This is a genomic window from Thioclava sp. NG1 (genome assembly GCF_003122275.1).
GTDB lineage: Bacteria > Pseudomonadota > Alphaproteobacteria > Rhodobacterales > Rhodobacteraceae > Thioclava > Thioclava nitratireducens.
Genome location: NZ_QFBB01000003.1, coordinates 440,632 through 455,375, shown reverse-complemented (window position 1 = coordinate 455,375; position 14,744 = coordinate 440,632). Strand labels below are relative to the sequence as shown.

The 14,744-nt window shown below is 60.8% G+C and carries 13 protein-coding genes and 1 pseudogene; 6 read left to right on the top strand and 8 right to left on the bottom strand.

Annotation, left to right across the window (positions count from 1 at the left end; all coding sequences use genetic code 11):
- Positions 1-6: 6 nt before the first annotated feature.
- A pseudogene (locus DEM26_RS07695) lies at positions 7-177 on the top strand (transposase); the annotation flags it as partial.
- Positions 178-628: 451 nt separating this feature from the next.
- Here the strand turns inward: DEM26_RS07695 and DEM26_RS07690 are convergent.
- The gene (locus DEM26_RS07690; RefSeq protein WP_109172083.1) at positions 629-895 is read right to left on the bottom strand and encodes a hypothetical protein; all 267 of its coding nucleotides are present in this window, start codon (positions 893-895) and stop codon (positions 629-631) included.
- Between the two features lie 312 nt (positions 896-1,207).
- Between DEM26_RS07690 and DEM26_RS07685 the strand changes: the two genes are divergently transcribed.
- Positions 1,208-2,005: a hypothetical protein gene (locus DEM26_RS07685; protein WP_109172082.1), complete on the top strand. Its 798-nt coding sequence runs from the start codon at positions 1,208-1,210 to the stop codon at positions 2,003-2,005.
- Entirely contained in the window at positions 1,998-5,300 is a 3,303-nt protein-coding gene (locus DEM26_RS07680) for a DEAD/DEAH box helicase (RefSeq protein WP_109172081.1), read from the top strand. Before DEM26_RS07685 ends, DEM26_RS07680 begins: the two co-directional genes overlap by 8 nt.
- A 111-nt stretch (positions 5,301-5,411) precedes the next feature.
- Here the strand turns inward: DEM26_RS07680 and DEM26_RS07675 are convergent, their stop codons facing one another.
- From DEM26_RS07675 to DEM26_RS07645, 7 genes are all read right to left on the bottom strand, one after another.
- The gene (locus DEM26_RS07675) at positions 5,412-5,843 is read right to left on the bottom strand and encodes a hypothetical protein (protein WP_109172080.1); all 432 of its coding nucleotides are present in this window, start codon (positions 5,841-5,843) and stop codon (positions 5,412-5,414) included.
- A 78-nt stretch (positions 5,844-5,921) separates the two neighbouring features.
- Positions 5,922-6,305 (bottom strand): hypothetical protein, encoded by a 384-nt coding sequence (locus tag DEM26_RS07670; RefSeq protein WP_109172079.1) that lies wholly within the window; start codon positions 6,303-6,305, stop codon positions 5,922-5,924.
- Positions 6,306-6,425: 120 nt separating this feature from the next.
- A complete protein-coding gene (locus DEM26_RS20875) occupies positions 6,426-6,695 on the bottom strand; it encodes a TA system antitoxin ParD family protein (protein ID WP_158275096.1) in 270 nt (89 codons plus the stop codon).
- A gap of 109 nt (positions 6,696-6,804) precedes the next feature.
- Positions 6,805-7,266: a hypothetical protein gene (locus DEM26_RS07660; protein ID WP_109172077.1), complete on the bottom strand. Its 462-nt coding sequence runs from the start codon at positions 7,264-7,266 to the stop codon at positions 6,805-6,807.
- Positions 7,267-7,392: 126 nt separating this feature from the next.
- Entirely contained in the window at positions 7,393-8,814 is a 1,422-nt protein-coding gene (locus DEM26_RS07655) for a hypothetical protein (RefSeq protein ID WP_146194443.1), read from the bottom strand.
- Between the two features lie 9 nt (positions 8,815-8,823).
- Positions 8,824-10,659, bottom strand: coding sequence for a site-specific integrase (locus DEM26_RS07650; RefSeq protein WP_109172075.1), 1,836 nt, complete (start codon positions 10,657-10,659; stop codon positions 8,824-8,826).
- 172 nt (positions 10,660-10,831) lie between these two features.
- Entirely contained in the window at positions 10,832-11,215 is a 384-nt protein-coding gene (locus DEM26_RS07645) for a helix-turn-helix domain-containing protein (RefSeq protein WP_109172074.1), read from the bottom strand.
- Positions 11,216-11,738: 523 nt separating this feature from the next.
- On the opposite strand from DEM26_RS07645, the gene DEM26_RS07640 reads away from it, so the two are divergent.
- The 3 genes from DEM26_RS07640 to DEM26_RS07630 are packed head-to-tail and all read left to right on the top strand — an operon-like array spanning position 11,739 to position 14,666.
- A complete protein-coding gene (locus DEM26_RS07640) occupies positions 11,739-12,650 on the top strand; it encodes an ABC-three component system protein (RefSeq protein ID WP_109172073.1) in 912 nt (303 codons plus the stop codon).
- Between the two features lie 13 nt (positions 12,651-12,663).
- Positions 12,664-12,909: an ABC-three component system middle component 6 gene (locus tag DEM26_RS07635; RefSeq protein ID WP_109172072.1), complete on the top strand. Its 246-nt coding sequence runs from the start codon at positions 12,664-12,666 to the stop codon at positions 12,907-12,909.
- On the top strand, positions 12,906-14,666 hold the full coding sequence (locus DEM26_RS07630; protein ID WP_109172071.1) for an ABC-three component system protein: 1,761 nt from the start codon (positions 12,906-12,908) through the stop codon (positions 14,664-14,666). The genes DEM26_RS07635 and DEM26_RS07630 overlap by 4 nt, the downstream gene beginning before the upstream one ends.
- The last annotated feature ends 78 nt before the right edge of the window (positions 14,667-14,744 follow it).

The window sequence follows — 14,744 nt, the reverse complement described above, 5'->3', positions numbered from 1 at the left end:
CTGACGGTCAGGGAGCTGGCAGAGCGCTTGGGCGTGAGCCAATACTTTCTCTATTCCTGGAATAGGAAGTTCGCGAAGGCGTCATCCGGCGACGCTGAGAAGGATGCCGAGATCCGACGGCTCAAGCGTGAGCTCCTGAGAGTGATGGAGGAGCGGGACATTCTAAAAAACCGTTCCGGGCCGCAGCCCGCCTGTGCGCGGTAGCAACAGCCTGTGTTATGATCATGTCGAAGGGCAGTTGCCGATCGCTTATTGGTGGGCTGGTGACCTGCCACTGATCTTTCATCCAACCGGGCTCCGGTCGCCGCCGGATGAAAGACCGTGGCAGGTCACAGTTGATAATGGGGAGGGCCCTCGCCGTGGCTCTGTTTCGGATTGGATTGACCTCTCTTCAGAGTTTGTTCAGCAGGATCGCTCCAGCGATGATGAAGGCGGCCCAGAGGATCCGACCTCTCAGTGTCTTGAGGTGCATCGCAGTTGACCTGCCACACGTCTTTCATCCAGCCACGATCGGAGCCCGGTGGTTTTGTGCTCTGCCTACGTTTTTGGACCGTCGGACGTAGGAGTTTCCGGTCTCTGTCACGATGGCGGGAAGAAGCTTGAAGGGCTTCGACGCTGGCTGAACGTATCACGCCGCCCGGTGAGGGGCGGCGTCGTTATTAGCGATTTCGACAGCTTGGAGCAGAAGACCTTGGGTTTCTTCAAGCGTCGCGAGTTCGTCGTTGAACCGTTTCAGCAGAGGTAGCAGCCAGAGTTCACCGTCCTTGATCTTCTTTGCGATCAGTGTCCTGGCCCGGTGGATCCTGTCGATCCTACTCTGCAGCGATGTCAGCGGGTTCTTGGGGGAGCGGGCTGTTTTGATGGCCGCGGCCCGGGCGGCTTGTCCTGGCGACATGTCACTCCATACCCTACCACCGCGTAAGCGCGGCTGGTTTCATGGGTAGGGGCTGGGTGCTTACATGTCTGGTCTCCAGTATCTGAAACACTTGCATACTCAGAATAGTCGCCTTTTGGAAGGGGACGATTTGGAAACAATCCGTTGCAGTGTGCCTGCCGGGCGTTTCTCATCGCCTTGATGGCCCCCAGCGGTGATAGAAACAGTTTTGTAGCGCCCGATCGATTTGCGCTCGCTACATGACTTATCGTTTCGTTCGTCTTATGGTTTCGGTTATCTGGTTGTTTTTCATCATTCCTTTATATCTCGACAATGACACTGACAATCATACCAATAGAACATCGAAAACTTTGCCACGGCTGGGCATGGGCTGTTGACGATGAAGACGTGCTCGCCGAACGGGTAGCGCGCATCGTGCTCGGTCAGTATCGGCATGTCGCAAAAATCTTGAGCGGTGCAGGCGTTCCGGGGCCCGTCGCAAATGCCGAACAAGCCAGAGCGGCCATCAGGCAACTAACCTTGGCTGATGGTGAAGATCCATGGCATCGAGACGGGTGGATGTTTCAAGCGATTTCCTGGATTGCTGCACATCAGCGGCCTTCCGCTTCGTTGACCCGGATGCCGCATATCCGCAAAGCCGAAAAAGGGTTTGACGGAATGCAACTCGAACTCGATGAAGATGGCACCGAAGTCATCGCCGTCGTGATCTTCGAGGACAAGGCTACCGACAGACCCCGCGATACCATCCGTGACGACGTCTGGCCTGGTATTGCGGCGCTCGAAAGGGGCGAGCGCTTGAACGAGCTTAGCCAAGAGGTGAGCGGTATGCTCGATGCGCGGGCGGCAGCGGTTCCTGAGTTCGACATCGACACAGCGATCGCAAACACGATATGGAAGGACGCCAGACGCTACCGTGTTAGCATCACGATTGGTGATACGCACAATAACGAAAATGCTCGGGCGCGACTTTTCAGCGGGTTCGATGGCGCCGCGGTTGGTGCCGTCGAACGCCGTCGCGCTGATACGATTTACCTACCGGCAATGCGCGACTGGATGAATGGCTTTGCTGAACGAGTGATCGAGAAGATCGAGGCGGTCGCCAATGTTTGATCCGACTACCGCAGCGCTAATCCGGGCTGCACCTCCTTTGGAGGGCCTTGATCTTAACGAGTTGCCCAAGGTGTTGACCGAAGCATTTGCCGACATCGTCTCTGCGCGCATCCGATTGCGAGGGGCATCTTCCGATGCAGGCGATGAATCTTTGGTGGCCACAGTCAACAAGCTTCGCCACATAGCGGCCGCTCACGAAGCTTATGCAGCTTTGCTGCCCGATCGCGAGAACCGCGCCTCTGCGGCGTTTGTAGCAGCCACTGCGCACCAAGCCATCTCGCTTGCGCTGTATGGCGAGGCTCCCGACAGTAAAGTCGGCATTGCGGCAGTAAGCGCTGACGTCTGTGCTACGCTACTGTTTCTTCTGGCGGAGGCGCACGCGGATGCAGCCGAGGCGGCCAAGCGCATTGCGCCTTCTGCCGAAGCAACCCCGATCGAGCAGGCATTGCTGTTCGCGATCCGAAATCTTGCGCAGGGCCGGCTCGGAGATATTGTCGATCCAGAGGAACCGGCGATTGATGTCGAGGGCGACAACTTGGAGGACAGCGCCGTCGATGCCCTCCGCCTTCTGCTACTGCGCGGCGTAACCAGCTTGGCACGGCGGCTCAGGCTGCCCGTCGACCCTCCGCCGGAGACGGAAGGTGTTGCGCCTCCAAGTGCGCTCTTTGAGCAAGTGCGCGCACTTTCCATTGAAACTGTCGATGGTGCCGGTGTGGGTGGTGAGACGCTGCTAAGTCTCTACCCGGGCCCATTGCACCTTGCCAACTTGCTGCTCGGACTCGAAGGGGATCTTGTTGGGACTGCGCTTGCTCGCATTCCCACACCCGGTGGGGTCAATGAGAATGGGTGGTGGCAGATACTTAGGCGAATGGCTCGGAAGCGGCCCTATCTGTGGCGCAACCATCGCGAAGCTATTGAAGAAGGCTACCTCGAACAAGGCGTGTCCTCGGCGATCAGCTTCCCGACCGGGGGCGGAAAATCGACGCTTGCTGAGCTCAAGATAGCGACGGCGCTTTTGCGAGGAGACCGGGTTGTTTTCCTGGCGCCCACTCATGCCCTCGTGGGGCAGACACAGCGGTCCCTCCAGAGCATTTTTCGAGACTTTAGCATCTATGCCGACGTCGATGACGAAGTTGGTATCGGCGAAGCCGTCCTGCTTGGTGAAGTTACAGTGACAACCCCCGAACGTTGTCTGATGCTGCTCTCGGTCGATCCCGAGGCTTTCACGAGTTTAGGTCTGATCGTCTTTGATGAATGCCATCTGCTGCACCCACGCGAAGGAGATCGGAGCCGACGTGGTCTCGATTCTATGCTGGCCATCCTAAATCTGACGCATGTTGCGCCGACCGCAGACTTGCTGTTGCTCTCCGCAATGATGAAGAACACGCAGGAGATCGCCGGATGGGTTGCATATTTAACTGGTCGCAAATGCCTGACGCTTGATTTGGCCTGGAAACCGACGCGGCAGGTGCGAGGCTGCGTAGTCTACCCTGCTGAACAAATCAGGGCACTCAGGAACCAGCTCGCTCAAGCCCGCATTGACTATCCAGATTACAGCGGGCCACCCGCCGCAGTGAAAGAGGCATTGCGTGCGCAGCCATATGGGTTGTTCAGTTTGCTTCAGACTTGGTCGACAACCAGCCGCAGCGATTACGCTTTGCTTCAGTTGCTCGCAGATGCCAGACCGCTGTCGAGCGGGCGAACCAAAGGGGGGCAATGGTATCTGACCCCCAATGGCAATGAAACAAGCTCCGCAATAGCTGCCGCTTCGGCAAGCGCGGGTATGAAAACTCTTGTATTCGTGCAAACCACTATTTTCTGCGAAAGCTGCGTAAAGAAGTATCCTAGCCGTGTTGACGTCAGCGCGATCACTCTCACTGAGGAAGAGCAGAACCTGCGGGCACTCGCCGAAGAGGAGATGGGGGGAGCCCGTTATTGCTACATGACTCTCGCGACTGACGGCACTCTTCGAACTGGCGCTGCCAGCCATCACGCACTGCTACTGCGGGAAGAACGCGAACTCCACGAAAGCCTCTTTCGTCGCCCAGACGGTATCAAGGTCCTATTTGCAACCTCAACACTTGCCCAGGGCATGAACCTGCCGAGCGAGGTCGTGATCATTTCGGGAGACAGCCGATTCGATCCTCAGGCGGACCGGATGAAGAAGCTCGAAGCGCACGAGCTACTTAATGCGGCTGGCCGTGCGGGACGGGCCGGTGAGGGGGCACAGGGCTTCGTTCTACTTGTGCCGAGCAAAGTCATCGACTTTGACGACCAGAACAACCGGATAAGCGGCCACTGGATGGACCTACAGGCAATATTCGAGCAAGCGGATCAATGCCTTGAAATCGATGATCCTCTTAACGCTGTGCTCGACCGCATCCATGATGGCGTCACCCAGACCGGCACTTCCGCCTATCTTCTAAGCAAGCTTCCGTTGGCGGTCGCTGGTGCCGACGTCGATCCAGCAGAGGCGCTTCTCAGACGGAGCCTTGGCGCTTATCGAGCACAAGTCTCCGCAGATACTGACTGGCTCAATACCAGGATTGCTTCTGCTCTGGCAGCGAGAGCTGTTCCTGATCTTTCTGAGACGGATCATTGGATTGAACAGGTCTCCAGCGCGACAGGACTCTCAATAGCAATACTCCAACCGCTCATTGAGCAGCTCGACGCTGGGGCATTTTCTGGAAGTTCGGCCGAGGTGGTCGGAGCCTTGCTCGATTGGCTTGATGGACAACCTGAACTGTTGCTCCGCCTGGTGCGCCCTGAGAGCCTCGAGGAAATGTTTGGAAATCATTACAAAGGACTACCCGACGATAGAGCGCGTGGGGAGTATGCGCTTTCTTGGTTGCGTCAACTCTGGCCGATTTGGATGTCTGGCTCGCCATTGTGTGACATAGAGAGAGCCTTCCTCGGGGCTGGCGCAAATCTCGAAAAGTGCAAGAACGCCCGTCACTTCGTATTGCGGCTCGTCCCCGATCTTTCATTTTTGGCAGGTATTCCTGGACGTTTGCTCGCGGCACGTTTGCGCGCGGCTGCCGACGAGACGCCCATCCCATTAGTCCTGTCGACACTCAGCCGCGTGGTTGGTGAAGGTTGCGACAGTCCTGAGAGTTTGGCAGTGCGCTTGCACCTGACGCGCGCGTTTTCGCGGGTTGCCGCCCGCAGGCACTTTGACGCCATCCGTCGGCACATTCCGCCAGGCGCAGTCAATGAGAGTTTTGACGAAACATTGGCTCGTATACGCCAAGCCGAAGCCGTTGCACGCTTCGACGAACTCGACGACGGCGGCTAAGTTATGATTGCTCCTATTCAATGGGCGCGGCTCCTCTCGGAAGAGCTGTTATGATGTCCGAGCTTCAACGCTTGAAGATCAGGCCGGGGAAGCCCGGCCTGATCTAACGGTTTACTCTGCGGCGATGGCTACCGGTTTGCGTCGCAGCGAAGCGACCTGCCGCTCCGCCGCCAACTCGTCGAGGACGCGCCGCCGAAAGCGCCTGAACAGCCGAAGGCTTTCCCAAACCTTGCGGATTCCTTCGAGCTCCTCGTCAACGAACCAGAAATCGTCGGTGCAGTGATTGAGCATGATTTGCCGGTAGCCCGGCACACGCTGGGACAGGACGCCGAGCACACGCGCGCGAAGCGTTTCGAGTGCGGCTTCTTCGTTGTCGCGGTAAAGGTGCCCGCTGCGGAACGCTTCGAGCATCCTTCGGATGCGGGTCGCATCGTGGCCGAGGTCGAGGGTGCTGTCCGTGATCACGGTCTCCAGCTCGCGGGCGGCTTCGATTGCTGCGAGAGCGTTGGATTCGAGCAGGGATCCGTCTTGGGAAATACGCATGGTCTACTCCGTGCATCGACCGGCAGGATTGCCGGCCGCTCAAGACCGCGCCGCCTGTAGGTGGGCGGCACGGGGACGTCAGGCGGCTTTAGCGCGCGTCCTGAAGATCGAGGGGGCTTCGACACGAAGGGCCATGAGTGCATCGTTGAAGCCATCGGTGAGCGCGCAGATCTCCACGACCACCGGATCATCGGGGTCGAGCAGAGCGAACCGCTCAGCCTCCACGGTGTCGAAGTCGTGGACGCGTTCGAGCGTCAGCAGGCCCTCGAGCCATTCGAGCGCCCGCCCGATCCGGGAGGTCAGGGGCACCGGTTCCGAAAGTTCATGTGTCAAAGCTGAGACGCGCCTCGCGGCCTCGGGACCGCCGAGCACTTCCGCTGCGTTACGCATCGGCTCGAGGTTGTCGAGAAGGTAGGTTGCAAGCGCGACCCGAGCGACTGGAAATATTCTGGAATGGAACATGACGAAGGACTCCTGTCCTGCCGCGCGGTCTGGTCCGTGCAGCTTCAAGAACGGCTGGGCTCGCGCTCCGGCCGTGCGAGTGATTGGCTTGGTTCTGGGGCCTCCGCAGGACGGCAAGAATTACCCTGGAGGCTCGCGGCCAGAGGAAATGGGGAAGCGCGTTCCTTTACCTTCCCGATCAGAGTCTGCGTGGTCCCGCACTTGATCCTTATCGTCGAATGTATGGAGGAGTTCGCGGATTTGACGGTAGTCGAGCACGCCAGTTTCTTCGACAGAACGGCCGATTCTGATCCAATGCCGCGCCTGTCCTGCTAGCGATCGACGCTGGATCGCGGCCTCACGTCGTATGAGCGCCATCATGTGGGCGCTGAGGGTTATATTTCGTGCCATGTCTTGGGTCCTCATTGTGTTCGGGGCTATGATCTGCGGTGGTGCTGCCGGGATCGCGCTTCACGCTGAAGGCGCGATCCCGGGGCGACCGCCGCGTCGTTTCCCTTTCTCAGGCCGCCAAAATGTCCGCGGCGGCTTGAAGGTGTGCCTGCACCATCTGCATCCGTTTCAGCGACCTGCCGGTTAAGCGCCCAATGATCGGGGTCCTGAAGACTGGGCTCACCGCGAGCGCCGGATCGCTGGTAGTGATGGTCAAAATGCGGTCGCCGCGGAAGCCGGTCGCCCGGTCGAGCCCAGCGGCGGCGGCTTCGCCGGCGTTGACGAGGATCCCCCGGCCGTTACGGGCCTTCTTGAGCACGGTCGTGCCATATGCGACCAACATCCAGCGCCGACCGTCGACAATGGCAACGGCGAGCACGAGACACGGGCGCGCCTTCGGTCGAACGCCACCGGTGTCATCGTCGGTGGGAAAACGGAACGAGATGATGTCGCCTGCGGCGACTTCCTCCGGCCACGAAACGCGGTCGGTCGTCTGGGTCTTGGCGGTCATGGTGGGGGCGGTGTGGATCATGGGTCTCTCCTGGAGTTGAGGATCGACGCACGTCCTGTGGGCCCTGTGGGGCGTCCGGCATCGGTCGCGCGTCAACCGGCGCGCGCGACCGATGCGGATGCCCCAGTGGCCCGGGGCTTCATGCTTTCATGACACTCGTCTCGCGATTTTCTCGATCGAGGTTTGCCAGGCCTTCACCGACGCGGAGACCCTGAAGTCGGTCTGATAGGCTCGCTGTGAGAACCGGTGCGAGTGGCCGAGCAGGGCCTGTGCGGCCCAGGCGGCGTCGGGTTCCTCGGTCCGAAGGAGGTTCGTAATTAGCGTCCGGACCAAATGACCAGAGATGCCGAACTCCTCTTTCAGCAGTGCGGTGGGGTGGTAGGTGTCGAAGCTCTCGGGGGCGAGGCTGAGAAGGTTCATGCCGTCGAGTTCGGCGACGCGGTCGGCGATCTGCCAGGCAGGCCGATCGCCGAGCACATGCGCATCGAGCAGACGACCGGTGAACGGCCAGAGGGCGCCGATCTCCTTCTTCCGTCGGGTCTTGGCCTGGCGGAAGTCGAGTTCCCAGTCGCCCTCGTCGGTGCGCCGGATCTCGCGGCCGATGCGGAAGCGGGACAGGTCGCCCTGCCGATCCGAGCCGTTCACCAAGAGCGCAAAGACCACCGCCTTGCGGCGCTGTCGCTCGGCTTGGGCGCTGTCGCCACGGCACTTCATCGCCGCCTCGGCGTGGCGAACGGCTGCATGGAGGATGTCCGCCAGGTCGAAGCTCCTTGCGAACGTTCGGATCTTCGTCCGCTTGCCCGGTGTGACCTCCGCGGCTTCGGCGCGCAGCTGTCCCCGGATCGCGGCGAAGGCCTCGGCAGCAGGGCGGTCGAAGAGACGGGCCCGGTAGCCGAACCCCTCTATGCGCTCGACGTAGTCGGCGGCTGAACGGGGCGAGATGGCCCGCTCGACGAGCGTGAAGCGCAGCAGCACTTCCGCGAGATCTTCCGAGAATGCCTCGCCGATCTCGATGCCACGCTCCGCTGCCCATGTTCGGGCCACCGCGCAGGTGCCGACCGCGGCGATCACCGCGGCCCGGGTCTTCCCCTTGAGCGGCCGATAGACCGTCTCGCCGCGCCGGACGGTGCGGTCGAGCAGCGGCAGGGCCTTCCGCCAAGCCTCGGGCCAGTCCTCGGGCATGAGCGCGATCCGAGTCGATTGGCGCTCCTGCCTCGGTTTCGCGTTGTAGCGGGCGTTGAGCCAGCGGTCCCACTCGCGCGTCAGCGCGCGGGCGGGTGCGAGCGGCACGGAAGGATCGAACCGGTCGAGTGCTGCAATGAAGGTGCGGTGCCCGGTGCGGCTCGTCGCGGCGGCGGCGAAGTCCGCGGTCGTGGCCGTCTCGGGCGTCCGGCCTGCGGCGGCGAGGGCGGCATGGAAGCGCTCCAACGCGGCCGGGACGCCCCGGCCCCGGAGAGTGCCGTCGATAACGGCCGCCGCCACCGCCCCGGCGACTGTGCGGGGCACGTTGGGCATGCGGGCTAGGAGCCGGGCCTCGCGTTTGGCCCGGCAGAAGGGTGAGTGGGACATGCGGCTTCCTCAGAACAGGTTCAGGGTGGGATCGAGGCGCGAGATCACCTCGGCGAAGAGTTGCGCGGCCTCTTTGCCGGGGCCGCGCGAGTAGAAGGCTTCGGCGGTCTGGATCCGGTCACAGAGCAAATCGGCCACGACGCCATGCTGACCGGGGTTCTGCGCGATGAAGAGCGTGGCGCCCACATGGCGCATCATGTGGGGCTTGAGGCCGATCACCCCGATCCGAGACATACCCCGGTTCCAGACCTTGTTGAGCGTGCCGCGCGAGACCGGCGCGCTGTCCTTGAGGCCGGGGAATAGGTAGGGGTTTAGATCGGGGTCGATCCCATGATTCTCACACCACAGATTGCGTGCTTTTTCGAGCCAGAGCGAGATGACCTGCCATTGCGGGCGCGGGAGGTCATGCACGATCTCCCGGTTGTTCTTCACCTTTTCCCGCGGGATGTCGATCGTCGCGAGCGTGCCGGCCCGGCGCGGCAGCAAGAGCTCCGCCGCCTCGCCGCCACAAGTTAGCTCGTTGATGTTGCGGGTTCTCAACGGCCGCGACAGCTGCAGCGCCATCGCGGTCGAGACCATCGCCATGTGCAGGGCCTCGGCTCGTGCGTTTGCGCCCAAGTTCTGCCAGTCGTCCAGGCCACGTTGGGCCTCCCGTGCCAGCACCCGCGGGCCGGTCAGGATGGCGCGGACGATCGCCGGATCGCGGTCGAGGAGCTTCAGGAAGGCCACCCGGTCGGCGGCCATCTCGCGCGCGTAGTCGCTGTGCGCGAGATCCGAGAAGCGTAGCTCCGCGATAGTGTCGAGCACCTCGCCGTCGATCCCGTTTCGCCCGGCGAGAGTCTCCAGCCTCGAGAGGATCGAGTTCAGCGAGGATGTCTCATCCGTCGCCTTCAGGAACCGGTTTTGCGCGGCACGCTGGTGGAATCGGTCGGCGGCGTTCTGCACGTGTTCGGCAGTCAGCAGGTCGTCGAGGCGTTCGATGTGGCAGGCCTCAGTGCGATCCTCCCAGGCGTGCCGGATCAACCAGGACAGCGCGTTGCGATGGGCTTTTCGGGCGGCGTCCGGGTTGCGGACCTTGCGCCTGCCCTTGATCCGGCGCGGCATCGGGTCCGCACCGAGTTTGCCGCCGAAGCGGTCGCGTTTGGCGCGCTCTCCCAGAATCGCACGCTCGATCGCGGAGTCGCAGGAGGTGACGAGCGAAGGAGACAGGGTTTCCCATTTGAGGGCGGCGTCACGCATGCCGGGAAGCGGACTGATCGGCGTCGCGGGCAGCAGGGCGGCGATCTCCGCGTGACGATGTCGGTCGGCTGCCATCTTGTCGAAGAGACGCAGGGCGCGGCGGTAGCTGGAGGCCTTGTCGGGCGGGATCTGCGCCAGAGCCTCGGTCGCTGCTGCCGTGTCGAGCTGTGCCGGCGCCACATGGCCGACCCGTGACCGCAGGGTTGCCAGAGACACGTCGGCCATTCCCGGCAGCACCTTGGCGCCGTCCGGACCCGGCCGGTTCTGGTTCTTCTTCGCGTAGCCGACAATGAGATCCCAAGCGAGGCGGGCATCCGGGTTGGTCTCTTTCTGCTGTTGGTCCGCGGACGCCTTCCGGATCGCGCGACCGATCATCTTGGTCCACTCGTGGAACGCTGCCTCGGCCGCCCGCGGCGAAGCGGCCGTGAACTCGCCGGCCCAGACGATGCGACTGGCGATGTCGCTCCACGCGACATCGTTGGCCGGGAGCTGGTGCAGCTTGCGGCCCGTCAATCGTTCAACGCGCTTGAAGGCGCCAACGTATTTCTCAGCGGACAGCTTGGAATAATGGTTGGGCAGGGAGAGGTAGACTTCCTGGAGGGTCATGGTTTCATCCTTTCATTGGGGGTTTCATCTGCTGAGCGGGACCGTTCATTCGCGAGAAGATGAACGGGACGGCCATGCAGGTTTGGCCCATGAACTTGCAGGGACGTTCCGTTCAGAGGGGTGCGAGCAGGGTTCAGACGGCGATTTGGCGGTTCAAGGGCGGAGTGCGCGCTCATGTCCACGTTCCCAGCCAGCGGTCGACTTCCGCAGGGACGAACAGGGTGCGACGGCCGACCGTTCGGCAGGGCAACACGCCACGCTTCGCTTTTGTGACGAGCGTGGATGCCTTCAGCGGACAGCGTTCTGCCGCCTCCTCGGGGGTCAGGAGGTCGAGGCGATAGGCTTCCTCCAGTTCGTCCGGGGGTTGCCCCCCTTCGAAGGCCCAAATGGCCTGCCAGTCGTAACCCTTCCGACGGCCAATGCGGCGCGGGATCAACAGCCCGTCCTGTTCGGCGCGCCAAAGAGTCGCCGGGCTGCCGCCCTGCCAGCGGCGGATCAGGTCTTTCGGGCCGAGGAGGGCAGAAGGTTGGGGCGAGGAGATGGAGGGTGTTGGCATCAGCGGTTTCCTTTCTCCCGGGAAGAAAGGGAAAGCGTCGATCAAATCCAAATTTTGGCGATCAATGGTGAGGGAGATCAGCGATACTTACGTAGGCCTCAGATGTCAGAGACATCTGAGACAGGCTCTTTCGAGTTCGGCACTCGAGCCTTTTTATTCGCAGCACTGCACTTGGCTGGCCGAAGTGCGCGGACAATGCTGCGCCGACGCAGTCGTTCGACGGGAAGGCGGCAACTGGGCGTTCGCTGTGCTGCCTTCGAAGCTCGGTTGCGCGGCATTTTCGGACGCGCGCGCGATATTCGAGTGTCAGTAATGATCCAGTATGCTATCTGAGATAGAAAAAACGTCAGGCAGCACACATCCATGCAGATCCGCCATGATCAACCATCGGACTACGAACGCATCGTTGACCGTCAACTCGCAGCGGCGCACATTCTTCGACACGGCAGCGGTTTCCAAGGTGAGCCATCTCACGAAGCTGCGCGCGTTGGGCTCAAGTCGTTAGTGGACGCAGGCGATTAATATGGATGAACTGCAACGGTTGTTCTACCGCCAGCACTTTCGCATTGCGTTCCTTGAGGAAAAGGGCGCTGCATTTGAGAAACTGTTTTCGCGGATCATGGCCCACGCCCATCCAAGCGATTTTGAGCCGGTGCGCCCCTATGGCAAGTTCGGGGATCTCAAGTGCGACGGCTATCGCGCAAGCGATAAGACGGTTTTCCAGTGCTACGGCCCCAGCACGCCAACTCTCAAGGAGTTGCTGGCTAAAATGAAGCGTGATTTCGAAGGGGCCGTTAAACATTGGGGCCCGCTCATGGAGCGCTGGTCCTTGGTTCACAACTCAGATGACGGCCTTCCAGCGCCGGCAACGCAACTCCTTGCGGATTTTCGCGCTGTCAATCCGAGCCTCGATCTTAGTCAGATGGCGTATGCCGAGCTGCTTCGCGTCGTGATGGGGCTAACGGTGATGCAACTGGAAGACCTGTTCGGCCCCGTGCCTACGCAACAGACAATGGCCGCTCTGGACTACGAGGCCCTCCGTCCGGTTGTCAAAGCGATCCAGCGCATGGACCCAGGCAACGATCCCCCCCTCAAGGCACCTTCGCCTTCCAAGATTACGGCGAACGATCTGTCGGAAGATGCCGCCAGTATGCTACGCCAAGGTCGGCGTCGTGAGCCTCTCGTGGAGGCGTTCTTCGGCCGGTATCCCGATCCCGGCTTTGGTGAGGAGATTGCGCAGGGGTTCAGGGACCGCTATCGGACCCTGAAGGATGAAAAACGATCCGCGGAGGCGATTTTTATGGAGTTGCAGACCTTCGCTGGGGGCATGTCTGGGACGCCAGCCCATCAGGCTGCAGTGTTGGCTGTAATGTCTTATTTTTTTGAGCGTTGCGATATCTTCGAAGATCACCCTTCGGCTGAGGCGCCTAAATGACAGGAGTGGCTACATGATCCTGCCGACAAAGCACATCCGCCCCGAACGGGCTCTGCTGACGATCGGTGCGGATATTCTTTCTGCGCTGCGTCGACCGATGACTGTGTCGCGCGTCTGGGATGAGTTGCGTCGACAAAGGGGTGAGGCTACGGAGCCCGCGCCGATAACCTACGACTGGTTTGTTCTGGCCCTTGATCTGCTTTTCACACTGAAAGCAGTCGAGTTCGAGGACGGGCTGCTTAGGAAGTCAGTGGCATGATTCATAGTCTCAAAAGCGATCTGGCGAGCTTCAAGACGCTCGCGTTCCGACCTGGCCTGAATGTGCTGCTGGCCGAGAAGAGCAGCGGCGCAAACGACCGTCAGTCCCGCAATGGGGCGGGCAAGACGAGCTTCGTCGAACTGATCCATTTCCTCTTCGGGGGTAACGCCAGGACCGACAGTATCTTTCGGTCGGATGCGCTCAAAGACGCGTCTTTCGAGATGCAAGTCGACCTCGGGGGGGATGTGATTTCTGCTGCTCGATCCGGCTCCAAGCCAAGTCGCATCAAAATACAGGGTGCGACGGAACACTGGCCGATTCCGCCCTTGCTCGATGACGATACCGGCGATCTCATCCTGTCAAATGACAACTGGAGGACGAACCTCGGCGCTCTCATTTTTGGTCTGTCGGTGGACCCTGAGATGCGAAAACGTTTCGTTCCGACGTTCCGCTCGCTGTTTTCTTACTTCGTGCGGCGCCAGAACAGCGGCGGTTTCGTGCAGCCTACGCAACAGTCAGGAAAACAGCAAAACTGGGACCAGCAAGTAGCGATATCTTATCTTCTTGGTCTCGACGCCGGCATTGCCCAGGAGTTCCAAGAGGTGCGCGCGCAGGAAAAGGCAATGGCCGAACTGCGCAGAGCCGCGAAGCAAGGTGATCTCGGGCGGTTTTACGGCAATGCTGCCGATTTCCGAACTCGTCTCGCAGTAGCGCAGACAAAGGCTCGGCAGCTTCGAGCTCAAGTCGAGGCCTTCAACGTCGTTCCTCAATACGTGGATATGGAGCGCGAGGCGACAGAGATTACTCGCGCAATCAGCGCACTCAACAACGACAATCTCATTGACCGGGAGCTGATCGACCAACTCGCAATGTCTCTCGACGACGAGCGACCGCCCGCGACTGACGACGTCGAGCGACTCTACGCGGAGATTGGCGTTGTGCTCCCCGACAGCATCGGCCGTCGCTTTGAAGAGGTTGCTCGGTTCCACGAGGCCGTAGTCGGAAACCGGCGGGCGCATCTGTCGAGCGAAATCGAAGCTGCCGAGGGTCGCATCGTGGCACGCGATCGCGAGCGCGCCGACCTGGATCGGCGCCGCGGACAGTTGATGGAAATCCTGCGATCGGGAGGAGCGCTCGAGCATTACAACAGACTGCAAGAGGAAGTGGGCCGGGCGGAAGCAAACGTCGAGACGCTACGACAGCAGCTTGAAATCGCCGAGCGGATCGAGAGCACGAAGGTTCAGCTGGAGATAGAGCGCGCGCGGCTCCGTCAATCGCTGCAAAACGATTTGCATGAACGCAATGGGGTGGTCGAGGAGGCAATCGTCCTCTTCGAAGAGTTGTCGAACGCACTCTATGAGCGGGCGGGAAGTCTTACGATTGCCGCTACTCCTAACGGTCCGACTTTCGAGGTGACAATCGACTCCCAGCGGAGCAAGGGCATCAACAGCATGCAGATCTTTTGCTTCGACATGATGCTTGCGACGCTTGCGACGCGGCGTGGCCTTGGGCCAGGCTTCCTGATTCACGACAGCCATCTGTTCGATGGTGTTGACGAACGGCAAGTCGCGAAAGCGCTGCAACTCGGAGCGGATCAGGCTGAAGCGGAAGGTTTCCAATATATTGTGACAATGAACTCAGATGCATTGCCGGATGATGGGTTCCGCGAGGGTTTCGACGTGAGGAAGTTTGTCAATCCAACGGTGCTCACTGACGAACTTGAATCCGGGGGGCTCTTCGGGGTTCGTTTCGTCTAAGAATGCTCTATTTTACAGACGATCAACCGGCACCGGATTCGATTGGCATCTCAGGATACCGCCCCGCTCCGGGGCGAC